Here is a 19,356-nt window from a genome sequence, read left to right on the forward strand (position 1 = left end):
TCGGACACCAGGAGATCAAGCTGAAAAAGCCACGAGAACGACGCAACCCTGGCCCGTAGCTGCATGCCGGAGATCAGTTACGGGACAGCCCTTAGCGTCACTTCACGTCCGGAAGCTCACTCCCATAACAGGAGTTGGAATGACCCGCACGAAGAAGACGCTCGTCGCCGCCGCGTTCGCCGTGGCCCTCGGCATCGGAGGCGCGTCGCCGGCTCTTGCCGACACGCACGCAACCGGCGACACCCCCGTCACTACGCAGGACACCCATGCCACGGTGGTGACCCCGCAGGAGAACCACGCAGGCTGAGCCACACGCACAGTGGGCCCGAGCCATCGCGCTCGGGCCCACTGCCGCAATCGCTACACCCCCCGCACCTGAACCCCCGCCCCGCACAGCTTCCCCATGCCATCCGCATCCGAGGTGAACACCACCGCCCGCCCCCGCTGCCGCCCCGCGATCACCGCGAGAGACGCAGCGATGGCGTACTGATCACCGTGCAGTCCGGTGGACCTGAGCAGGCGGATCGCCTCCTCGGCGGCGCTCTGGGTGACGGGCTCGATCCCGATGCCCGAGACGGCCCAGTCCCAGGCGGGCCGTCTGATCTTGCTGTGATAGGCCTCGACCAAGGTCATCGCGCTGGTCACCACGCGAATACCCGAACGGTGGGCGTCCTTCAGGAGGGCCTTCATCCCCGGGTCTCCGAGTGCGACCCGGGCGAGGCCTTCGCCGTCCAGGAGGTACGAGAGGTCGGACATCAGGCTGCCTTCCCGTGCGGTGCCGAGCCCGCGTCCTGCTCCTCGAACCACCGCTCGATCCCACGCCGCTCGGCCTCGGCCGCCGATAGATCGGCCTCCGCCACCGGGCCGTACTCGTCCTCCAACCGCTTCACCAGCTCCCCCAGCCGGTCGCGCTCGCGCCGGCGCTCGATGGCGCGGGTGACATACGCGCTGAACGCCCCGGGCCCCACCTCGCTCCGGATCTCCTCCGCCAGCTCCTCCGGCAGGGTGACCGTGTACTTCTTTGTTGCCATGCGCGTCACCGTACTGAGACCGACTGGCACCCACCACCGACTTCACCCCATGGAGTGACACAGAGCCAGCCCCATTGACGCACAATCTCGCCACCCGTCGCACACTCCCCTATCCTGTACGACATGGACAGCGAGCCCCACAGCCACGACACCCGGATCACCGTCCGCGATCTTCAGCGGAACGCCGCGGCCGTCCTCGTGCGGCTGGAGCACGGGGAGACGTTCACCGTCACCCGGCACGGCCGGACCGTGGCGCGGATAGTCCCTCCGGATCCTGCCGAGGAAGCGGTCAACCAGGCCGTCACGGACGGGCTGATCGATCTCACGGAGCTCAGCCGCGCCCGCACCGCCGCCCAGACGGCACGCGTCCGGACCGCTCCCTCGACCGCCGCCGACGTGCCGCTCACCCAGGCCCTGGAAGAGCTGCGCGACGCCCAGGACGGTGGGGAAGGGCGCTGATGCGTTTCATCTATCTGGACACCTCCGCGGCGCTCAAGCTGTTCAAGGAAGAGTCCGAATCCGCCGCTCTCAAAGCGTGGCTCTCCACTCAGGGGTCTGCCACCGTCTTGACCTGCGATCTCACGCGGACAGAGGTCCGGCGTGCCCTGCACGCCGCGCATGCCGGGCCCGATGTCGCCGCCGAAGCCGAGGAGTGGCTGGACGAGAGCGCGCTCGTCCGGATGCCGCCGCTTCTCTTCGACCGCGCGGGACAGCTGTCGCCCGGCAACCGGCTCCGCTCCCTGGACGCCCTGCACCTGGCCGCCGCACAGGGGCTGGGCAGGGCTCTCCTCTCGTTCGTCGTCTACGACAAGAGGCTGGTCGAGTCCGCACGGGAAGTGGGCCTGCCCGTCGCGTGCCCCGGGGCGGGCTGAGAACGTCAGCATCCCCGCAGCTCCCCCTTCACCACCTTGCCGCTCGCGTTGCGCGGGAGCTCGCTGACGAACTCCACCGCCCTCGGCACCTTGTAGTTCGCCATCTCGCGCCGCGACCAGGCGATCAGGTCGTCGGCGGTCACCGTCGCGCCCGGTCGGCGGACCGCGTAGGCCTTGCCGACCTCGCCCAGGCGGGGGTCGGGGATGCCGATGACCGCGATGTCGGCGACGTCCGGGTGCAGGCCCAGGAGCTGTTCGATCTCCGCGGGGTAGGCGTTGAAGCCGCCGACGATGAACATGTCCTTGATCCGGTCCGTGATCCGCAGGCTGCCGTCCGCGTCCAGGACGCCCACGTCGCCGGTGTGGAGCCAGCCGTCCGGGGTGATCGCGGCGGCGGTGGTCTCCGGGTCCTCGAAGTAGCCGCGCATCACGTTGAAGCCGCGGACCAGGACCTCGCCCGGTTCGCCGGGGGCCGCCAGGACGCGGATCTCGGTGCCGGGGATCGCGCGGCCGGAGGTGGCGGCGATGGTGCAGGCCGGGTCGCCCCGGCGGCACATCGAGACGATGCCGCTCGCCTCGGAGAGGCCGTAGGCGGTCAGGACCGTGGCTATGCCGAGTTCGGTGCGCAGGCGCTCCACCAGCTGGAGCGGGACCACCGCCGCGCCCGTCACCACGAGCCGGAGCGCGGAGAGGTCGTGGGTGGAGCGGGCCGGGTGGTCCAGGAGGGACTGGTGGAGGGTGGGCGGGCCGGGCAGGACCGAGATGCGCTCGGCGGCGATGTTGGCGAGGACCGTGTCCACGTTGAAGACCGGCTGCGGGATCATCGTCGCGCCCCGCATCAGGCAGGCGATCACACCCGCCTTGTAGCCGAAGGTGTGGAAGAACGGGTTCACGATCAAGTAGCGGTCGCCCTCGCGCAGACCGGCCAGCTCGCTCCAGATCTCGTAGCAGCGCAGGGTCTGGGCGTGGCTGATGACCGCGCCCTTGGGGTGTCCCGTGGTGCCCGAGGTGTAGATGATGTCGGAGGGGTCGGACGGGGCGATGGCGTCGGCCCGCTCCCGTACCCGCTCGGGAGAGATCCCCTCGCCGGAGGCCAGGAAGTCCTTCCAGGTGACGTAGTCGGCGGGGGCGGTGTCGGCGAGGACGACCACCGTTTCCAGGTGCGGGAGTTCGATGTCGGACCGGCGCAGCGAGGCCACGTACGACGTGCCGAGGAAGGTGCCCGTGACGAAGAGCAGCCTGGCCCGGCTGCGCTCCAGGATGTACGCCGCCTCCGTCCCCTTGAAGCGGGTGTTGAGGGGGACGAGGACCGCGCCCGCCGTCACCGCGCCGAGCGCGGAGACGATCCAGTCCAGAGTGTTGGGCGCCCAGACCGCCACCCGGTCCCCCGGTTCCACTCCCGAGGCCATGCACGCGGCGGCCGCCCGTTCCACGCGTTCGCCGAGTTCCGTGTACGTGATCCTGGTGCGGCCCTCGGCCACCGCCTCGCGGTCGCCGTAGCGCCGCGCCGCCTCCCGCACCAGGTTCGGGACGGTGGACCATTCCTCGTCGCCGCGCATCTCGTGCCCTCCGTATCGGTCCGAACGGCCCTGCCGACCGCAGTAGCTGACTATCCGTCAGATTAGCTGTAGCCTCCTCCGCTGTCAGCAGTCATGACGGCTTCGGAGGTGGCGGTGGCGACGCTCAAGGACAAGACAGCGATAGCCGGGATCGGGCAGACGCGGTTCGCGAAACACCTGCCCGAATCGGAGAAGACCCTGGCCTGCCGGGCCATCGTCGCGGCGCTCGACGACGCGGGCATCGCCGCGTCCGAGGTGGACGCGTTCGCCTCGTACACGATGGAGGAGACCGACGAGGTCGAGGTAGCCAAGTCCATCGGGGCCGGTGACGTGACCTTCTTCAGCAAGGTGGGGTACGGGGGCGGCGGCTCCTGTGCGACGCTCGCGCACCTCGCCGCCGCCGTCGCCACCGGCCAGGCGAGTGTCGGGGTCGCCTGGCGGTCCCGGAAGCGCGGCTCCGGGCCCCGGCCCTGGAAGAACACCGCCGTGCAGCTGCCCACCCCCGCCCAGTGGACCCGGCCGTACGGGCTGCTGCGGCCCGCCGACGAGATCGGCATGCTGGCCCGGCGGTACATGCACGAGTACGGGGCGACCCGCGACCACCTCTTCAACGTCGCGCTGGCCTGCCGCAACCGGGCCAACCAGAACCCCGACGCCGTCATGTACGAGCGCCCGCTGACCCGCGACATGTATATGACCTCGCGCTGGATCAGCGAACCGCTCTGCCTCTTCGACAACTGCCTGGAGACGGACGGCGCACTGGCCTGCGTCATCGTCTCCGCCGAACGGGCCCGCGACTGCCGGCAGAAGCCCGTCTACCTTCACTCCGTCGCCCAGGGACTGCCCGCCCAGCACCACGGGATGGTCAACTACTGGAACGACGACCCGCTCACCGGACCGGCCTGGGCCGCCGCCCGACAGCTGTGGAAGCAGGCCGACTTCGGACCTGACGACGTCGATGTCGCCCAGATCTACGACGCGTTCACCCCGCTCATCCCGCTCTCCCTGGAGGGCTACGGGTTCTGCGGACGCGGCGAGGGCGCCTCCTTCACCGAGGGCGGGGCGCTGGAGAGCGGCGGCCGGCTGCCGGTCAACACCGGCGGCGGCGGGCTCAGCGAGGGGTACGTGCACGGCTTCAACCTCATCAACGAGGGCGTGAAGCAGCTGCGCGGCGTCTCCACCGCCCAGGTCCCGGACGCCTCGACCTGCCTGGTCACCGCCGGGGAGGGCGTGCCCACGTCCGCCGTACTGCTGAGGAACTGAGGAGCGATTCGAGATGGATGCCATGCTGCTGCCCGTCATCGACGAGGACGGCGCGCCCTTCTGGGAGTACGCGGCCCGTGGTGAACTGCGCGTCCAGGCGTGCGCCGCCCCCGACTGCGGACGGCTCCGCTTCCCGCCCCGGCCGTGCTGCCCGCACTGCCAGTCGTTCGAGAGCGAGTGGCGGGTGATGAGCGGGCGCGGCCGTATCTGGTCGTACGTGCTGCCGCACCCGCCGCTGCTGCCCGCCTACGCCGCACAGGCCCCGTACAACGCGGTGGTGGTCGAACTGGCCGACGCCCCGGAGATCCGGCTGGTCGGCAACGTGGTCAGCGGGCCGGACGCACCGCTGAACTCCGTCGATCCGGAGCGGCTGCGGATCGGGGCCGGGGTGAAGGCGGTCTTCTGTCCGGTCTCCGCCGAGGTGACCATGGTCCGCTGGCTGCTGGAACGGTGAGGGGCGATGGCGCTGCGCACGGAGACGGACAAGGGGACCGGGGTCGCGCTGCTCACCCTGGACCGGCCGGAGAGGCTCAACGCGATCGACCTCGCGACGGCCACCGAACTGGCCGCCGCCTGGAGGGCGTTCCGGTACGACGACGAGGTGCGGGCGGTCGTGCTGACCGGCGCCGGCGGGCGGGCGTTCTGCACCGGGATCGACCGGGGCGTGGACGTCCCGCAGCCCCCGTCCCCATACACGATCGACGATCCGCTGATCGCGATCGGGCCGAAGGCCAACGACCTGTGGAAGCCGGTGATCGCGGCCGTGGAGGGGATGGCCTGCGGCGGGGCGTTCTACCTGCTGGGCGAGGCGGAGTTCGTCATCGCGTCGGAGGGGGCGACGTTCTTCGATCCGCACACCACGTACGGCATGGTCAGCGCGTACGAGGCGATCTCGATGGCGCAGCGGATGCCGTTCGGTGAGGTGGCCCGGATGTCGCTGATGGGGACGGCCGAGCGGGTCTCTGCCCGGCGCGCGTACGAGACCGGGCTGGTCAGCGAGGTCACCGGAGCCGGCGGCGCGGTGGCGGCGGCGCTGCGGGCGGCGGCGGTCATCGCCTCTTACCCGACGGCGGCGGTGCAGGGGACGGTACGGGCCGCCTGGTCGGCCAAGGAGGCGGCGAGGAGCCAGGCACTGGCCCATGCCCCGCACCTGATCGCGCTCGGGAACCTGGCACCGGAGCGGCAGGCCGAGCTGTTCGAGGGGCGGGGCGGGGGCGGCGGTGAGCCCCGGATCAGGTGAGCGCGGGGCCGGTGGCGGCGTTCGTCAGTACGTCAGCGCCTCAGCGCCTGAGCACCTCAGTACGTGAGCTCTGCGGTGACCGAGCACTTCTTCACCCGGGAGACCTTGCCCGGACTGTCCATCCGGACGGAGACGGTCTTCGTGTCGCCGCCGTCGGCGTCCACGGTCGCCTCACCGGTGTCGATGGTGGTGCCCCTGGCGTCGAGGAAGCTCACATCCACCGTGTAGGTGTGGCTGCCGGTCGCGTTCGCGGTGAGCCGCACGGTGGAGGAGGTGACGGCCTTGCGCTTGCCCTTGCGGGGTGCCGCGCAGCGGAAGACGTACGCGCGGGGCGCGTCCGTCGCGGTGGCGGTGGGGGTCGCCGTGTCGTAGGCGGAATCGCTGGACGAGCTGTTGGACGAGCTGTAGTTGTCATCGTCGTAGTCGTCGTCGGAATCGGTGTCGTGGTAAGTGCCGTTGCTCTTCTTGGAGTTGGAGCACCCGCCGCCGCTACTGCCGCTGCTGCTGGACTTCCGGCCCTTGCTGCCGCTCTTGCTGCCGTGTCCGTGGCTGGAGCTGGAGAAGCCGGTCAGCGCGAGGACCACCGCGACGAGGACCACTGTCAGTTTCATGTGCTGCCGCATCATCGATGCCGCCCCCCTTGTGTGGTGATTCAGTTGTTCGGTGCCGCGCGGCTGTTGGGCCCGGGGTCGAACAGCCGCGCGACACCGTAGCGCACAGCATGGCCGGTTTCGATCGGCAGCCCGGTCATGACCCTGTCACGGTCTCGTCACCGTCTGTCGACGGGCCTGCCCACGGCCGGTCCTTCGCCGTCTGGTGGCGGGGGTCATCCGCCCGGCGTAGCGTCGGGAAGCGAGAGCGGTGCTGTTCCGCGCCACCGGCCGGTGGCGCCTCGCGCGTCCCGCTGGAGGCCGGAGATGATCCGTAACGTCCTCGGCTCGATCGTCGCTCTCGCCGGAGCGGCGGCCGCCGTGCTGAGCCCCTTCCGTGACTGGTACGACGGCCGCCTCGGGCGGCACTACCGGATCGACGACCTCTTCACCGGCATCACCGCGACCCACCCCGGCCTGTTCAATTCGATCCTGCTGCCCTTCGCCTTCGCCGCCGTCGTGACGGTCCTCGGCGTGGTCCTGCGGTCCCGGCCGCTGGTCGTCCTCGCGGGTGTGCTGGTCCTCGGCTTCACCGTGCTCTGGATGGTCCGGCAGGGCCAGGCGGCCGGCGAACTCACGGTCACGGGTGACGGTTCCGGGCTTCAGCAAGGGGTCGCGATCGCGGCGGGCGGCGGGGTGCTGCTCCTGCTGGGCGCGGCCCTGATGTCGGGGCGGCGCCGGAGCGCGGGGCGGCCGGGGCGGCCGGGGCGTTACGGGCAGCCTGAGCCGTACGAGCCGCCGGGCTCCGGTGATCCCGACACCTGGCCGCCGACCCGGGAGCCGGGCCCTTCGGTGCAGACGAGCCCCTGGCCGGAACCGGAGCCGGACCCGTACGTCGGCCCGGACCAGCCGGGCCCGCACCGGTCGGGCCCAGGTCCGGAACCGGGCCCCCCGCCGAAATCCGGCCCGCCGCCGAAATCAAGCCCGTCCGGCGATTGAGGACGAAGCGGCCACCGGGCGCCCCCGGACCTTTCTGCACCGCCAACCACCGCGCCGGTTCCGTCCTCAAACGCCGGACAGGCTTGAAACCGCACCGCCAGCCACCGCACCGGTTCCGTCCTCAAACGCCGGACGGGCTGAGGGTGCACCGCGACAGGCTGGACGGCCCGAGCCGCCCGCCGGACGGGCTGGGGGTGCACCGCGACAAGCTGGGCGGCCCCCCGCCGCGAGCGTGAAACCCCGCAGGCGGTGCCGCCTACGAACGCGCCCGGTTCCCCGTCCCCGTCCCCTTCACCGCGTCCAGCGCGTACACGCAGCGGTCCTTGCTGCACGCGTAGACCACCCCGCCCTGCGCCACCGGAGAGCCCGTGATCTCGCCGCCCGTCGCGAGCTTCCAGCGGAGCTGGCCGCCCGCCGCGTCCAGGGTGTAGAGCACGTGGTCCGCGGAGCCGAAGTGGACCCGGCCGTCCGCGACGACCGGGGCGCCCACCACGTCGCCGCCCGCGGCGAAGCGCCACTTCGGGGTGCCGGTGACCGCGTCCAGCGTGTACAGCGCGCTGCCGCTGCCGACGTGCACGTTGCCCGTCGCCACCAGCACCGGTTCCGTCGACTGCCGGGACTCCGTGGCGATGCGCCAGCGGTCCTTGCCGGTCGAGGCGTCCAGCGCGTACACCGTGCCGAGGTAGTCCGCGAGGTACACCCCGCCGCCGGTCACCGCGGGGCCCGGCGCGAACGCGGGCGGCGAGAGGAAGACCGCGGGGGACTCGAAGTGCCAGCGCACCCGGCCCGAGCCGATGTCCAGCGCCAGGACCCGGGTCCCCGCGCTGACGTAGACGTAACCGTCCGGCGCCGGGGTCACCCGGACCGGCACCCCGCCGCAGGAGGCCGCGTCGCCCACCGGGTACGACCAGCGCTCGGTGCCCGTCCGGGCGTCGACGGCCCGCAGCCGGGCGTCCTGCCAGAGGTAGACCGTGCCGTCGTGGATCGCGGGCCCGGCCTCCGCCGTCTCGAAGTCGGTCTGCGCCCCGGTGGTCTCCCAGAGCTTCTCCCCGGTGGACGCCTCCCACGCCTGGACGCCGCCGCCCCGGGTGCCGGTGACGACCGTGCCCCGGTCCGCCTTGAGCGAGTACACCCACGCGTCGCTCTGGAGCCGCCACCGCTCGGCGCCTGTGACCGCGTCCAGGGCGTAGAGCGAGGGCCCGTCGGAGGCGTGGATCCGGCCGCCCTCGACGGCCATCGCCCAGGCCACGTCACGGGTCTTGAACTGGCGCCGCCCGTTGCCGGTGTCCAGCGCGTGCACCTCGAAGGAGGTGACGTAGAGGAGGTCACCGACGACGACCGGCGTCCCCCACACGTCGTTCGACATCCGGAACCGCCAGGGCCGCCAGCGGTCCGGGCCGGACGACGCGCTGTCCGGCGCGTGCGCCGGAGCGGGCACCGGGGCGGCCGGGGCCGTGAGCGAGCCGCTCGGCCCGCCGGGCGGGCGCACCCAGCCGGTCGCAGGAGCCGCCTCCCCCACGGCGGCGGTGGCGCGCACGTCCTGGGCGCGCGGGCCGGGCCCGATCGGCACCTGGACACCGGAGAGCCGCACCGGACCGCCCGCGTCGGGCGCCTCCGCAGGCGGGGCCACGGGCGGGGCCGCGGGCGGTACGGCCGGGGGGCGCGGGTCCGTGGCCCCGGGCCGCCGGGCGGTGTCCCGGCCGGCGCCCGGGTGCGTGGCGGGCAGCGGCTGCGCGGGTACGGGAGGGGGCGCGGCGATCACGCGTCCGCCGCCCCGGCGCAGCTCGATCATCTCGGTGGCGGAAGCCGGCAGCCAGGCCGACGCCGTACCGCTGTCGTCGCCGCCGGAGGCGAAGAGGTGCGGGGCGAGCTGGGACTGGAGCTCGGCGGGGGTGGGCCGGCGCGAGGCGTCCATCTGCATGCACGACTCGATCAGCGACCGCAGATCGTCGGGCAGACCGGCCAGGTCGGGGCCCTCGCGCAGCAGCATGAAGACCGTCTCGACCGGGTTGGCCCCGTGGAACGGCGCATGGCCGGTCGCGGCGAAGACGAGCGTCGAGCCGAGCGAGAAGATGTCACTGGCGCCCGTGACGCTGCGCGAGTCCCGCGCCTGCTCCGGCGACATGTACGCGGGCGTGCCGACGGCGACGTTGGTCATGGTCAGCCGGGTGTTGGAGACGCCGGACGCGATCCCGAAGTCGATGACCCGGGGCCCGTCCTCGACGACGAGCACGTTCGACGGCTTCATGTCGCGGTGGACGAGCTTCGCGCCGTGGATGGACTGGAGGGCCTCCGCGATGCCGGCGGCCAGCCAGCGCACCGCCTGGGTCGGCATCGGCCCGCACTCATTCACTATTTCTTCCAGCGAGGGGGCGGGCACATAGGCGGTGGCGAGCCAGGGCACGGCGGCGCGCGGGTCGGCGTCGACGACGGCGGCCGTGTAGAAGCCGCTGACCGCGCGGGCCGCCTCCACCTCACGCGTGAACCGGACCCGGAACAGCTGGTCCTCTGCGAGTTCCGTACGCACCGTCTTGATCGCCACCCGCCGGCCCGACGCCGAGCGGGCGAGATAGACCAGCCCCATGCCGCCGGCCCCGAGCCGTCCCAGCACCTCGAACGGGCCGATCCGCCTCGGGTCGTGCTGCGTCAGCTGCTCCATCACTTACCTGCCACCCTCCCCGTACGGGCCCCGGTCGCCCGAGGCCCGCGAAAACCCGCCCTGTGCAGCGTCTCACCACTGGGCGCCACCCGACGGTGCGCACCCCGATTGTTCCTGGCCGAGGCGCGGGTTGCGAACCCGGGGGCAGAACCGGGTGTCGTGGATCACTCCAGGCGGTATCAGGACACCGGTGGCTGAAGTACGGCGAAGACGGCGCCCTGGTCGTCCTGGAGCACCGCCATCCGCCCGTACGGGATGTCGAAGGGCGGTGCGGAGACCCGGCCGCCGAGCCGGACGACGGTGTCTGCGGAGGCGTCGCAGTCCGACACGGCGAAGTAGTTGAGGAAGTAGCTGGGCATCATCGCGGGGAACGCGTCGGTGATGACGCTGCGCCCGCCGACCGCGGTGTCCGGCCCGGGTTCGGTGCCGGCCGGCGACCACATGCGGAAGTCGACGCGGGACTCGTCGGTGTCCGGGGCGCCCGGTGTGCCGGGGCCTGCCGCGTCCGGATCGACGGAGCGGAAGCCGAAGACCTGCTCGTAGAAGGGGTCGACGCGGTCCTTCTGCCGGGTGTAGACCTCGGTCCAGCAGAAGGAGCCCGGCTCGTTCTGCTTCTGGAAGCCCTTGCGGTCACCCGCCTGCCAGAGCCCGAAGACCGCGCCGCCGGGGTCGGCGGCCTGGGCGAGCGCCCCCAGCCGGCCGGCCCGCACCGGTTCGGTGATCACCTGGCCGCCCGCCTCCCGGACGCGGGCGACGGAGGCGGTGATGTCGTCGGTCGCGAAGTAGACGCCCCAGGCGGTCGGCATCCGGCCGTCCTGCTTGGCGGCGAGCGCGGCGACCAGGGCCCCGTCGCTGAGGGCGTCGGTGTACGGGCCGTCGCCCGTGCGGAAGGTCCAGCCGAAGAGCTCGCCGTAGAAGCGCTTGCCGGCTTCGAGGTCGGAGAGCTGCACATCCACCCAGCACGGCGCGGACTGCGCGAATGCGGCCATGGGCCCGGGTCCTTCCGTCGCGGTGACGCTCGTCACAGCCAACGTAACCGCGGGTCGCCGCACGCGCGCCCCAGCCCTTCCGCCATCCGCCCGCATCGAACTTACATTCGAGACAGAACTCCCGAATCGCCATCGTCACGGAAAGTTATCCACGGAAGTTATCCACAGGCTGTTAATAACATTAACGTGGCCGTGGACAAGGGGTACGGAGCCACGGGGCGCACTGCGGGGCACATCGGCGGAAACCGCCGCACTCCCCCCACCACGCCTGCGCCCCTCCCCATTTGCAGTCGGCCGAATCGCGCTCCGATCACCCGTCGGTAAGCTGACGGCATGACAGGACAAGTACGCACCGTCGACGGCCGCGTGGCCGGCCGACGCGGACAGGCGACGCGGCAGAAGCTGCTCGACTGCCTCAGCGAGATGCTCAGTTCCTCGCCGTACCGGGACGTCAAAGTCATCGACGTCGCCCGGAAGGCGGGGACTTCACCCGCAACCTTCTACCAGTACTTCCCCGACGTCGAGGGCGCCGTCCTTGAGATCGCGGAGGAAATGGCCAAGGAGGGTGCCGGACTGACCGAACTGGTCGCCGGGCGCTCCTGGGTCGGCAAATCGGGCTGGCAGACCGCCGAAGAACTCGTCGAGGGGTTCCTCGACTTCTGGCGGCGCAACGACGCGATCCTTCGCGTGGTCGACCTCGGCGCGGCCGAGGGCGACAAGCGGTTCTACAAGATCCGCATGAAGATCCTCAACTCCGTCACCAACTCCCTTACGGATTCGGTGAAGGAACTCCAGGCCAAGGGCAAGGTGGACAAGGACGTCAGCCCCGCCGCGATGGCCGGATCACTGGTCGCGATGCTGGCCGCGGTCGCCTCGCACCAGAAGGGCTTCACCACCTGGGGCGTGAAGCAGGCCGAACTCCGTCCGAACCTGGCGCTGTTGGTGCATCTGGGCATCACCGGCAAGAAGCCGGCCAAGTAGCGCCCCGCGCCGGATTCCCGTACTGGGTGACGCGCGGTGATCCCGGGCGCCCCAGGTCCTGTCTCACCGACGGCGGACCACGCATGTGGTCCGCCGTCGGTGTATCCGGACACGTCCGTGGACCCGTGAACCCGCGCACCCGTGGACCCGTGGACCCGCGCACCCTCACCCCGGACCGTCGCGCTCACCCCGACCCGTCGCGCCGCTCCAGCCTGAACAGCCGGATCTCCCGGTCGATCCGCGCCTGGTACGCCGCGTAGGGCGGCCAGAACCTCAGCGCCGCCTCCCACACCTCCGCGCGCTCCGCCCCCGCCAGCAGCCGGGCCCGCACCGGAATGCCGACGCCCTTCCAGCTGATCACCGGAGCCTCCGGGTGTGCCAGCAGGTTCGCCGTCCAGGCGGGATGCCCCGGACGGCCGAAGTTGCTGCCGACCAGCACCCAGCTGCCCGTACCACCGTCCCGCGCCACCGGCATGCAGGCCAGCGGCGTCGTCCGGAGCTGCCCGCTGCGCGCCCCCGGCACCGTCAGCACCACCCCCGGCAGCATCCGCGCGCTGAGCAGCACCTTGCCCCGGGTGAGCCGGTGCACCGCGCGGTCCATGGCGGGCACGACGTGCGGGGCGATCCGCGCGAAGGCCCTGGTCGAGGAGACCTTCTGGACGAGGCGCACACCGAGGCGCACACCGGGCGCCATCAGACGGCCACCCGTTCGGCCGGTCCGTCGCCGACCGGCCCGTCGTCGACCGGCCCGTCGTCGACCGGTCCGCGTTCCGCCCGGTCCCGCTCCCCCGGCGCGCTCCCGAAGAGTCCCGCCCGCTGGGCCGCGTGGTCGCGGAGCCGGTGGACGGGGCCCAGCAGCAGTTCGTCGGCGGCGGCGCGCTTGAAGTACAGCTGCGCCTCGTGCTCCCAGGTGAAGCCGATGCCCCCGTGCAACTGCACGGCCTCCGCGGTGGTGACGCGCAGGGCCTCCAGCGCCTGGGCGAGGGCGAGCCCGCCGGCCTCCGGGTCCCAGGCCGCGTAGTACGCCGCGGAGCGGGCCGACTGCACCCGCACGTACAGGTCGGCGAGCCGGTGCTTCACGGCCTGGAAGGAGCCGATCGCCCGGCCGAACTGCTCGCGCTCCCCGACATAGGCGACCGTACGTTCCAGCGCGCTCGCCGCCGCCCCCACCGCCTCCGCGGCGAGCGCGGCCGCGGCGGCGCGGCCGGCCACCGCGAGGGCCGCCGTCGCGTCCACCATGTCGTCCGCGCCGAGGAGTTCGGCCTCGGTGTCGCGCAGCTGGACCCGGGCGAGCGGCCGGGTCTCGTCCAGTGCCGTCTGCCGGGTGCGGACGAGCCCGCCGGGCGCCTGTGGCCCGTCCGTCCTGACCAGGAACAACAGGGTCCGGCTGCGCGGGAAGCCGCCCGTGTGCGCGGCGACGAGGAGCAGTCCGGCGCTGTGCCCGTCCAGCACCTGGTCCGCCTCTCCGTACAGCCGCCACCCCGCGCCGTCGCCCCCGGCCGGCCGGGCCTGGACGCCGCCCGCCCGGCCGCCGCCCGCCCAGTTCCCGCCGGTCAGGTCGCCGGTGAGGCCGAGGGCGGTGGAGAGCGAGCCGCCGGGGACGGCGAGCGCCGCGGTGAGCCCGCCCGCCGCGACGGCCGGCAGCAGGGCGGTGCGCTGCTCCGCGGTGCCGAGGGCGGCGATCAGGGGTGCGGCGAGCACGGCGGTGGCGAGCAGCGGGGACGGCAGCAGCGCGCGGCCAGCCTCCTCGCAGACGACGGCGAGCTCGACGGGGCCGCAGCCGGCGCCTCCGTACTCCTGCGGGAGGGCGAGTCCGGGCAGCCCGAGGTCCTGGGCGAGCCGGCGCCACAGCCCGGCGTCGTAGCCGTCCCGGGTGCCCACCGCGCTCCTGATGTCCTCGGGGCCGCTGTGTCTGGCCAGCAGTTCGCGCACGGTGCGGCGGATCTCGTCCTGTTCCGCGGTGAAGGCGGCATCCATCGTCGGACTCCTTCCCCTCAGAGGCCGACGGCCTCTGATCTGACGGGCCGTCATGCTAGGGCGGATGCTACGAGATTCCCAGAGCCGCGCACCGCGACCGCCCACAAGATCCCGCCTCCGCAAGCCGGTTCACCCGGTCCAAATCTGATGTACCGTCAGGTTCATGCCTTCTTCCCACCGCAAGGTCGCTGTCGTCGGCATATCGCTCGCCGACTGCGGACGCGTCGACACGGCGACGCCGTACGCCCTGCACGCCCAGGCCGCCCGCCGGGCGCTCACCGACTCGGGGCTGGACCGCTCGGTCGTCGACGGGTTCGCCTCCGCCGGACTCGGCACGCTCGCCCCGGTCGAGGTCGCGGAGTACCTGGGGCTGAAACCCACCTGGGTGGACTCCACCTCGGTCGGCGGATCGACCTGGGAGGTGATGGCGGCCCACGCGGCGGACGCCATCGCGGCGGGCCGCGCCAACGCCGTACTGCTGGTCTACGGCTCGACGGCACGGGCGGACATCAAGGCACGCCGCCGCACGTCCAACCTCTCCTTCGGGGCGCGCGGCCCGCTCCAGTTCGAGGTGCCGTACGGGCACTCGCTGATCGCCAAGTACGCGATGGCCGCCCGCCGCCACATGCACGAGTACGGCACCACCCTGGAGCAGCTGGCCGAGGTGGCGGTCCAGGCCCGCGCCAACGCGGCGGCCAACCCGGACGCGATGTTCCGCACCCCGGTCACGGTCGACGAGGTCCTCTCCGGCCCGATGATCGCCGACCCGTTCACCAAGCTGCACTGCTGCATCCGCAGCGACGGCGGCTGCGCGGTGCTGCTGGCGGCCGAGGAGTACGTCCCCGACACGGCGAAGGACCCGGTCTGGATCATGGGCACCGGCGAGCACGTGTCGCACTCCGCGATGTCCGAGTGGGACGACTTCACGGTCTCCCCCGCCGCCGTCTCCGGCCGCCTCGCCTTCGAGCGGGCGGGGGTGCGGCCCGCGGACATCGACCTGGCCGAGATCTACGACGCGTTCACCTATATGACCCTGGTGACGCTGGAGGACCTGGGCTTCTGCGCGAAGGGCGAGGGCGGCGCGTTCGTGGAGAAGGGCCGCACAGGGCTGACCGGCGAGCTCCCGGTCAACACGGACGGCGGCGGCCTGTCCGCCTGCCACCCCGGCATGCGCGGGCTGTTCCTGCTGGTGGAGGCGGTACGCCAGCTGCGCGGCGAGGCGGGGGAACGCCAGGTCCGCAGGGCGGGCGGCCGGCTGCCGGAACTGGCGGTGGCATCCGGGACGGGCGGCTGGTTCTGTTCGTCGGGGACGGTGGTGCTGGGGCGGGGGTGAAGGGTGGGGCGTACTCAGCCATGCGCGCCTTCCTGCGGATCGTCCCCAGCCCGGTCCTCGTCGCCGAAGAGCTCGTCTGCCTCGCGACGCGTCAACGCGGCGTCCACGCGAGGAAGCCGCCGGTGCCGGGCCACCAGCTCCTCGGCACTCGGCCTCCGCCTACGCGTGAGCGGCCGGAGCTCCGCGACCTCTGTCCCGTTACGGCTGATGCGGAAGATCTCGCCCGCCTCCACAGCATCCATGACGGCCACGGACCGGTTCCGGAACTTGCGCAGGGTAATGGTCTTCATGCGTTCAGCGTGGCCCCCGCCGGCCCCTGGTGCTACATCATTCCCGGTGCCGACTGACCGATGAGGTCCAATGGCCGCATGACCGACGCATCCGCAACCGCCCAGCGCGCCTTCCGTGATCTGCTCCACGCCCAGCGCGTGTGGGACATCGAGCTGCCCGTCTTCGACCCCGCCGCCGCGCCGAGCGCCCCGCTCCCCCTCTTCCACGCCTGGTTCGCGGAGGCGGTGGCCGCCGGGCAGGCGGAGCCGCACACCATGACCCTGGCCACCGCCGACGCGGACGGGCTGCCCGATGTGCGGACCCTGATGCTGCACGACGCGGACGAGCGCGGCTGGCACTTCGCCACCCACGCCACCAGCGCGAAGGGCCACCAGCTCGCCGTCCGCCCGCACGCCGCGCTCGGCTTCTACTGGCCCGCGCAGGGGCGGCAGGTACGGGTACGGGGTCCGGTCACCGCGTGCTCCGCCGCCGAGAGCCAGGCCGACCTGCACGCCCGTTCCACCGGAGCGCTGGCCTCCGCGCTGGTGGGGCGGCAGAGCGAGGTGCTCGGCTCGACGGGCGAGCTCGACCGGGCCTCGGACGCCGCCTGGCAGCGGGCCCAGGCGGAGCCGGAGGCCGAGGTGACGAGCTGGACGCGGTACGTCGTCGAGCCGTACGAGGTCGAGTTCTTCCAGGGCGACGCGCGACGGCGGCACGTCCGGCTGCGCTACCGCCGGGAGGCCGGGGAGTCGGGGGCGGCTGGGGCGTCAGGGACCACCGGGGCCACCGGGGCCACCGGGGCCACCGGGGCCACCGGGGCCACCGGGGCCACCGGGACCACCCCGGCCTGGCAGCGGGAGCTGCTCTGGCCCTGACGGCCCCGGGGCGGCCGAGGGCTCTCGGCCGCCCCCGCCGCCAGGCAGCGCCCCCGCCGCCGCCCCCTCAGTTCACCGTGATCGCCTGCACCGGGCAGGCGCGGGCCGCCTCGCCGACCATCGGCCCGCCGAGGGCGTCACCGGACTCGGGGAGCAGCTCGCTGAACCCGTCGTCGTCCTGGGTGAACACCTTCGGCGCCGCGAGTGCGCACTGACCCGCGCCGATGCACACGTCCCTGTCGATATCGATCTGCATCTCAGCAGGACCTTTCCGATCGGTTTCCCTCATCAGTCACCACGTCGAGGGCGGTTCCGGTCACCACGTCACGGGCAGTTCCAGCAGCCCCTGGATCGTGTCCCCCGGCTTGAACGGCACGTCCTCCGCGGGCACCGCCAGCCGCAGGCCGGGGAGCCGCTCGAAGAGGGCGGGCAGCGCGATCTCCAGCTCGGCCCGCGCGAGGTTCTGGCCCAGGCACTGATGGATACCGAACCCGAACGCCACGTGATTGCGCGCGTTGCGGCCGAGGTCCAGCTCGTCGGGCGACGGGTACACGGACTCGTCCCGGTTGATCACAGACGTGGACAGGAGGACCCCGTCCCCCGCCCGGACGGTCACCCCGCCCACCTCGATGTCCTCGACGGCCACCCGCGACAGCCCGTCCGCGATGGACAGGAACCGCAGCAGCTCCTCCACCGCGGCGGGCATCCCGCGGCCGGGCTCGTCACCGGTGGAGGCGCCGGCCGCACGCAGCAGGGCCAGCTGTTCCGGGTGCTGGAGAAGGGTGAAGGTGCCGAGCGAGATCATGTTCGCCGTCGTCTCGTGCCCCGCCACGAGCAGGATCTCGGCCAGCCGCACCAGCTCCTCTGTGTCCACCGCACCGGTCTCCAGCTGCTTGACGATCAGCTCGTCCAGCAGCCCGTCGCCGGGATCGCGCCGCTTGCGCTCGATCAGTACCCGGAAGTACTCGTCGAGGGCGTCCCGCGCGGCTTCGACATCGGAGGCCTCCGGGCCCCGGAGCAGCTTGCGCGACTGCGCCTCGAAGAACTCGTGGTCCCCGTAGGGCACCCCGAGCAGCGCGCAGATGACCATCGAGGGCACCGGCAGCGCGAAGGCGTTGACCAGATCGGCCGGCGGCCCCTGCTCGACCATCGCGTCGAGGAGGCCGTCCACGGTCGCCCGGATCTGCGGCCGCAGGGCCGCCGTCCGCCTGACCGTGAAGCTCGGGATCAGCATCCGGCGCTGGACGTTGTGCTCCGGATCGTCGACGCCGATCAGTTCCACGCGCCGCTGGGTGGTCTCGGCCTGCCGCTTGGCGAACAGCGGGAACTCAGGGTGTTCCCGGTCGGACGACAGCCTGGGGTCCACCAGGAGCGACCGCGCCTCGGCGTGACCGGTCACCAGCCACACCGTCCGGCCGGTGTAGATACGGACGGGGGTCACCGACTGCTGCCCCCGGGTCTCACTCGGGTATCCCGTCGGCGGGTGGTAGGGGCAGCTGCGGTTCTGCGGAAAAGCGATGGTCTCGGTCTGGGTGTCGGTCTGGGTTTTGGTCTGGGCTTCGGTCTGGGTCTCGGTGCCGGTCTCTGCCATGGAGGACCTCGCAAAGCTATGGGGGAGTCCTGCCGATCACCCACCACTAGATGCCCCAGGCACCTAACCGGGCTAGGCGTTGTTCGGCCAAATACCCCGTACCGGACGCGTCCGCCACGGCTCGTAACGTTCCACGCCGGTTGCCCTTATCCGATTTCAACCGCCGAGGAGCACTATGGGAAGCAGATGAGGACTGGAGGTCACCCATGACCCGAACCCGTAGCCGGTACGCCTCGGACCGCGGTCTCACCACACGCATGGTCACCACCATGTTCCTGATCGGCCTGCTGTACGTGGTCCTGGTCGGCGTGCTGCTCGCCGTGCTGCGCGGTGCCTGGCCGATCATCCTGATCATCGTCGGCGGCATGTTCATCGCCCAGTTCTGGTTCAGCGACCGCATCGCCGCCTTCAGCATGGGCGCCCGCGAGGTCACCCCCGAGGAGGCGCCGGAACTGCACGGCGCCATCGACCGCATCTGCGCCCTCGCCGACATGCCCAAGCCCCGGGTGGCGATCTCCCAGAGCGACGTACCGAACGCCTTCGCCACCGGTCGCAGCGAGAAGAGCGCCCTGGTCTGCGCCACCACGGGACTGCTGCGCAGACTGGAGCCCGAGGAACTGGAGGGCGTACTCGCGCACGAGATGTCACACGTCGCACACCGTGACGTCGCCGTCATGACGATCGCCTCCTTCCTCGGCGTGCTCGCGGGCATCATCACCCGGGTGGCGCTCTGGGGCGGCTTCGCCCGCAACAGCCGCAACAACGACCCCATCGGCATCGCGATCATGCTCATCCCGCTGATCAGCGCCGTGGTCTACGCCCTGAGCTTCCTGCTGACCCGCCTGCTGTCGCGCTACCGCGAGCTGTCCGCCGACCGCACGGCCGCCCTGCTCACCGGCCGCCCCTCGGCCCTGGCCTCCGCCCTCACCAAGGTGAGCGGCCAGATGGCCCGGATCCCGACGGAGGACCTGCGGAAGGCGGAGCCGTACAACGCCTTCTACTTCGTCCCGGCCTTCTCCTCCAAGGAGAGCCTGAGCCGGCTGCTCTCCTCGCACCCGACCCTCGAACAGCGCCTGGACCAGCTCTCCCGCATCTCCGCCGACCTCTCCCGCCCGTAAGGAGCCTCC

General features: G+C 72.1%; 22 protein-coding genes. 11 read left to right on the plus strand and 11 right to left on the minus strand.

Features of this window, described 5'->3' with window-relative positions:
- Nucleotides 1-139 precede the first annotated feature (139 nt).
- Entirely contained in the window at nt 140-307 is a 168-nt protein-coding gene (locus ACZ601_RS24945) for a hypothetical protein (protein ID WP_469541672.1), read from the plus strand.
- 53 nt (nt 308-360) lie between these two features.
- Here the strand turns inward: ACZ601_RS24945 and ACZ601_RS24950 are convergent, their stop codons facing one another.
- Nucleotides 361-756: a hypothetical protein gene (locus ACZ601_RS24950; protein ID WP_469541675.1), complete on the minus strand. Its 396-nt coding sequence runs from the start codon at nt 754-756 to the stop codon at nt 361-363.
- Nucleotides 756-1,031 carry a hypothetical protein gene (locus tag ACZ601_RS24955; protein ID WP_469541678.1) on the minus strand — a complete coding sequence of 92 codons (276 nt, stop codon included), beginning with the start codon at nt 1,029-1,031 and terminating at the stop codon, nt 756-758. Before ACZ601_RS24955 ends, ACZ601_RS24950 begins: the two co-directional genes overlap by 1 nt.
- A 123-nt stretch (nt 1,032-1,154) precedes the next feature.
- Here ACZ601_RS24955 and ACZ601_RS24960 point away from each other — a divergent pair, with 123 nt between their 5' ends.
- Together ACZ601_RS24960 and ACZ601_RS24965 are read left to right on the plus strand one after the other, a co-directional pair.
- Entirely contained in the window at nt 1,155-1,490 is a 336-nt protein-coding gene (locus ACZ601_RS24960) for a type II toxin-antitoxin system Phd/YefM family antitoxin (RefSeq protein ID WP_469541681.1), read from the plus strand.
- Nucleotides 1,490-1,903, plus strand: a complete 414-nt coding sequence (locus ACZ601_RS24965; RefSeq protein WP_469541684.1) for a type II toxin-antitoxin system VapC family toxin — start codon at nt 1,490-1,492, stop codon at nt 1,901-1,903. The genes ACZ601_RS24960 and ACZ601_RS24965 overlap by 1 nt, the downstream gene beginning before the upstream one ends.
- Before the next feature lie 5 nt (nt 1,904-1,908).
- On the opposite strand, the gene ACZ601_RS24970 is transcribed toward ACZ601_RS24965, so the two are convergent.
- Nucleotides 1,909-3,462 carry a FadD3 family acyl-CoA ligase gene (locus ACZ601_RS24970; protein ID WP_469541687.1) on the minus strand — a complete coding sequence of 518 codons (1,554 nt, stop codon included), beginning with the start codon at nt 3,460-3,462 and terminating at the stop codon, nt 1,909-1,911.
- A gap of 93 nt (nt 3,463-3,555) precedes the next feature.
- Here ACZ601_RS24970 and ACZ601_RS24975 point away from each other — a divergent pair, with 93 nt between their 5' ends.
- The 3 genes from ACZ601_RS24975 to ACZ601_RS24985 are packed head-to-tail and all read left to right on the plus strand — an operon-like array spanning nt 3,556 to nt 5,965.
- Nucleotides 3,556-4,725 carry a lipid-transfer protein gene (locus tag ACZ601_RS24975; RefSeq protein WP_393336015.1) on the plus strand — a complete coding sequence of 390 codons (1,170 nt, stop codon included), beginning with the start codon at nt 3,556-3,558 and terminating at the stop codon, nt 4,723-4,725.
- A 13-nt stretch (nt 4,726-4,738) separates the two neighbouring features.
- A complete protein-coding gene (locus ACZ601_RS24980) occupies nt 4,739-5,179 on the plus strand; it encodes a Zn-ribbon domain-containing OB-fold protein (RefSeq protein ID WP_440578961.1) in 441 nt (146 codons plus the stop codon).
- A gap of 6 nt (nt 5,180-5,185) precedes the next feature.
- On the plus strand, nt 5,186-5,965 hold the full coding sequence (locus ACZ601_RS24985; RefSeq protein ID WP_469541691.1) for an enoyl-CoA hydratase/isomerase family protein: 780 nt from the start codon (nt 5,186-5,188) through the stop codon (nt 5,963-5,965).
- Between the two features lie 56 nt (nt 5,966-6,021).
- On the opposite strand, the gene ACZ601_RS24990 is transcribed toward ACZ601_RS24985, so the two are convergent.
- On the minus strand, nt 6,022-6,591 hold the full coding sequence (locus tag ACZ601_RS24990) for a hypothetical protein (RefSeq protein WP_469541693.1): 570 nt from the start codon (nt 6,589-6,591) through the stop codon (nt 6,022-6,024).
- Between the two features lie 291 nt (nt 6,592-6,882).
- Here ACZ601_RS24990 and ACZ601_RS24995 point away from each other — a divergent pair, with 291 nt between their 5' ends.
- Nucleotides 6,883-7,554 (plus strand): hypothetical protein, encoded by a 672-nt coding sequence (locus ACZ601_RS24995; protein ID WP_469541695.1) that lies wholly within the window; start codon nt 6,883-6,885, stop codon nt 7,552-7,554.
- Between the two features lie 256 nt (nt 7,555-7,810).
- Here ACZ601_RS24995 and afsK read toward each other — a convergent pair whose 3' ends face one another.
- Both afsK and ACZ601_RS25005 read right to left on the minus strand, forming a co-directional pair.
- Nucleotides 7,811-10,213: a protein serine/threonine kinase AfsK gene (gene afsK, locus ACZ601_RS25000; RefSeq protein WP_469541698.1), complete on the minus strand. Its 2,403-nt coding sequence runs from the start codon at nt 10,211-10,213 to the stop codon at nt 7,811-7,813.
- Between the two features lie 179 nt (nt 10,214-10,392).
- On the minus strand, nt 10,393-11,202 hold the full coding sequence (locus tag ACZ601_RS25005; protein WP_469541700.1) for a VOC family protein: 810 nt from the start codon (nt 11,200-11,202) through the stop codon (nt 10,393-10,395).
- A 333-nt stretch (nt 11,203-11,535) separates the two neighbouring features.
- Here ACZ601_RS25005 and ACZ601_RS25010 point away from each other — a divergent pair, with 333 nt between their 5' ends.
- Entirely contained in the window at nt 11,536-12,183 is a 648-nt protein-coding gene (locus ACZ601_RS25010) for a TetR family transcriptional regulator (RefSeq protein WP_037779609.1), read from the plus strand.
- A gap of 184 nt (nt 12,184-12,367) precedes the next feature.
- On the opposite strand, the gene ACZ601_RS25015 is transcribed toward ACZ601_RS25010, so the two are convergent.
- A complete protein-coding gene (locus ACZ601_RS25015) occupies nt 12,368-12,877 on the minus strand; it encodes a nitroreductase family deazaflavin-dependent oxidoreductase (protein ID WP_469541703.1) in 510 nt (169 codons plus the stop codon).
- Nucleotides 12,877-14,160 (minus strand): acyl-CoA dehydrogenase family protein, encoded by a 1,284-nt coding sequence (locus ACZ601_RS25020; RefSeq protein WP_469541706.1) that lies wholly within the window; start codon nt 14,158-14,160, stop codon nt 12,877-12,879. Before ACZ601_RS25020 ends, ACZ601_RS25015 begins: the two co-directional genes overlap by 1 nt.
- Nucleotides 14,161-14,323: 163 nt before the next feature.
- Between ACZ601_RS25020 and ACZ601_RS25025 the strand changes: the two genes are divergently transcribed.
- Nucleotides 14,324-15,493 carry a thiolase C-terminal domain-containing protein gene (locus ACZ601_RS25025; RefSeq protein ID WP_469541709.1) on the plus strand — a complete coding sequence of 390 codons (1,170 nt, stop codon included), beginning with the start codon at nt 14,324-14,326 and terminating at the stop codon, nt 15,491-15,493.
- 14 nt (nt 15,494-15,507) lie between these two features.
- Here the strand turns inward: ACZ601_RS25025 and ACZ601_RS25030 are convergent, their stop codons facing one another.
- Complete coding sequence (locus ACZ601_RS25030; RefSeq protein WP_469541712.1) at nt 15,508-15,783, minus strand: type II toxin-antitoxin system Phd/YefM family antitoxin; 276 nt, start codon at nt 15,781-15,783, stop codon at nt 15,508-15,510.
- 78 nt (nt 15,784-15,861) lie between these two features.
- Between ACZ601_RS25030 and ACZ601_RS25035 the strand changes: the two genes are divergently transcribed.
- Nucleotides 15,862-16,638: a pyridoxine/pyridoxamine 5'-phosphate oxidase gene (locus ACZ601_RS25035; protein WP_469541715.1), complete on the plus strand. Its 777-nt coding sequence runs from the start codon at nt 15,862-15,864 to the stop codon at nt 16,636-16,638.
- Nucleotides 16,639-16,705: 67 nt separating this feature from the next.
- Here ACZ601_RS25035 and ACZ601_RS25040 read toward each other — a convergent pair whose 3' ends face one another.
- Both ACZ601_RS25040 and ACZ601_RS25045 read right to left on the minus strand, forming a co-directional pair.
- Nucleotides 16,706-16,894 carry a ferredoxin gene (locus ACZ601_RS25040; RefSeq protein WP_393336008.1) on the minus strand — a complete coding sequence of 63 codons (189 nt, stop codon included), beginning with the start codon at nt 16,892-16,894 and terminating at the stop codon, nt 16,706-16,708.
- A gap of 60 nt (nt 16,895-16,954) precedes the next feature.
- Entirely contained in the window at nt 16,955-18,229 is a 1,275-nt protein-coding gene (locus ACZ601_RS25045; protein WP_469541718.1) for a cytochrome P450, read from the minus strand.
- Nucleotides 18,230-18,435: 206 nt separating this feature from the next.
- On the opposite strand from ACZ601_RS25045, the gene htpX reads away from it, so the two are divergent.
- Nucleotides 18,436-19,347: a zinc metalloprotease HtpX gene (gene htpX / locus ACZ601_RS25050; protein ID WP_440576682.1), complete on the plus strand. Its 912-nt coding sequence runs from the start codon at nt 18,436-18,438 to the stop codon at nt 19,345-19,347.
- The last annotated feature ends 9 nt before the right edge of the window (nt 19,348-19,356 follow it).

The organism is Streptomyces sp. NPDC104307 (genome assembly GCF_055584045.1).

Excerpts from the sequence above, each read along its gene's own strand:
- ACZ601_RS25010 (WP_037779609.1), top strand. The coding sequence starts at position 11,536 with ATGACAGGACAAGTACGCACCGTCGACGGCCGCGTGGCCGGCCGACGC.
- ACZ601_RS24965 (WP_469541684.1), top strand. The coding sequence starts at position 1,490 with ATGCGTTTCATCTATCTGGACACCTCCGCGGCGCTCAAGCTGTTCAAG.
- ACZ601_RS24950 (WP_469541675.1), bottom strand. The coding sequence starts at position 756 with ATGTCCGACCTCTCGTACCTCCTGGACGGCGAAGGCCTCGCCCGGGTC.
- htpX (WP_440576682.1), top strand. The coding sequence starts at position 18,436 with ATGACCCGAACCCGTAGCCGGTACGCCTCGGACCGCGGTCTCACCACA.
- ACZ601_RS25020 (WP_469541706.1), bottom strand. The coding sequence starts at position 14,160 with ATGGATGCCGCCTTCACCGCGGAACAGGACGAGATCCGCCGCACCGTG.
- ACZ601_RS25045 (WP_469541718.1), bottom strand. The coding sequence starts at position 18,229 with ATGGCAGAGACCGGCACCGAGACCCAGACCGAAGCCCAGACCAAAACC.
- ACZ601_RS24985 (WP_469541691.1), top strand. The coding sequence starts at position 5,186 with ATGGCGCTGCGCACGGAGACGGACAAGGGGACCGGGGTCGCGCTGCTC.
- ACZ601_RS25025 (WP_469541709.1), top strand. The coding sequence starts at position 14,324 with ATGCCTTCTTCCCACCGCAAGGTCGCTGTCGTCGGCATATCGCTCGCC.
- ACZ601_RS24990 (WP_469541693.1), bottom strand. The coding sequence starts at position 6,591 with ATGATGCGGCAGCACATGAAACTGACAGTGGTCCTCGTCGCGGTGGTC.
- ACZ601_RS25005 (WP_469541700.1), bottom strand. The coding sequence starts at position 11,202 with ATGGCCGCATTCGCGCAGTCCGCGCCGTGCTGGGTGGATGTGCAGCTC.
- ACZ601_RS24995 (WP_469541695.1), top strand. The coding sequence starts at position 6,883 with ATGATCCGTAACGTCCTCGGCTCGATCGTCGCTCTCGCCGGAGCGGCG.
- ACZ601_RS25035 (WP_469541715.1), top strand. The coding sequence starts at position 15,862 with ATGACCGACGCATCCGCAACCGCCCAGCGCGCCTTCCGTGATCTGCTC.
- afsK (WP_469541698.1), bottom strand. The coding sequence starts at position 10,213 with ATGGAGCAGCTGACGCAGCACGACCCGAGGCGGATCGGCCCGTTCGAG.
- ACZ601_RS25040 (WP_393336008.1), bottom strand. The coding sequence starts at position 16,894 with ATGCAGATCGATATCGACAGGGACGTGTGCATCGGCGCGGGTCAGTGC.
- ACZ601_RS25015 (WP_469541703.1), bottom strand. The coding sequence starts at position 12,877 with ATGGCGCCCGGTGTGCGCCTCGGTGTGCGCCTCGTCCAGAAGGTCTCC.
- ACZ601_RS25030 (WP_469541712.1), bottom strand. The coding sequence starts at position 15,783 with ATGAAGACCATTACCCTGCGCAAGTTCCGGAACCGGTCCGTGGCCGTC.
- ACZ601_RS24955 (WP_469541678.1), bottom strand. The coding sequence starts at position 1,031 with ATGGCAACAAAGAAGTACACGGTCACCCTGCCGGAGGAGCTGGCGGAG.
- ACZ601_RS24975 (WP_393336015.1), top strand. The coding sequence starts at position 3,556 with ATGACGGCTTCGGAGGTGGCGGTGGCGACGCTCAAGGACAAGACAGCG.
- ACZ601_RS24945 (WP_469541672.1), top strand. The coding sequence starts at position 140 with ATGACCCGCACGAAGAAGACGCTCGTCGCCGCCGCGTTCGCCGTGGCC.
- ACZ601_RS24980 (WP_440578961.1), top strand. The coding sequence starts at position 4,739 with ATGGATGCCATGCTGCTGCCCGTCATCGACGAGGACGGCGCGCCCTTC.
- ACZ601_RS24970 (WP_469541687.1), bottom strand. The coding sequence starts at position 3,462 with ATGCGCGGCGACGAGGAATGGTCCACCGTCCCGAACCTGGTGCGGGAG.
- ACZ601_RS24960 (WP_469541681.1), top strand. The coding sequence starts at position 1,155 with ATGGACAGCGAGCCCCACAGCCACGACACCCGGATCACCGTCCGCGAT.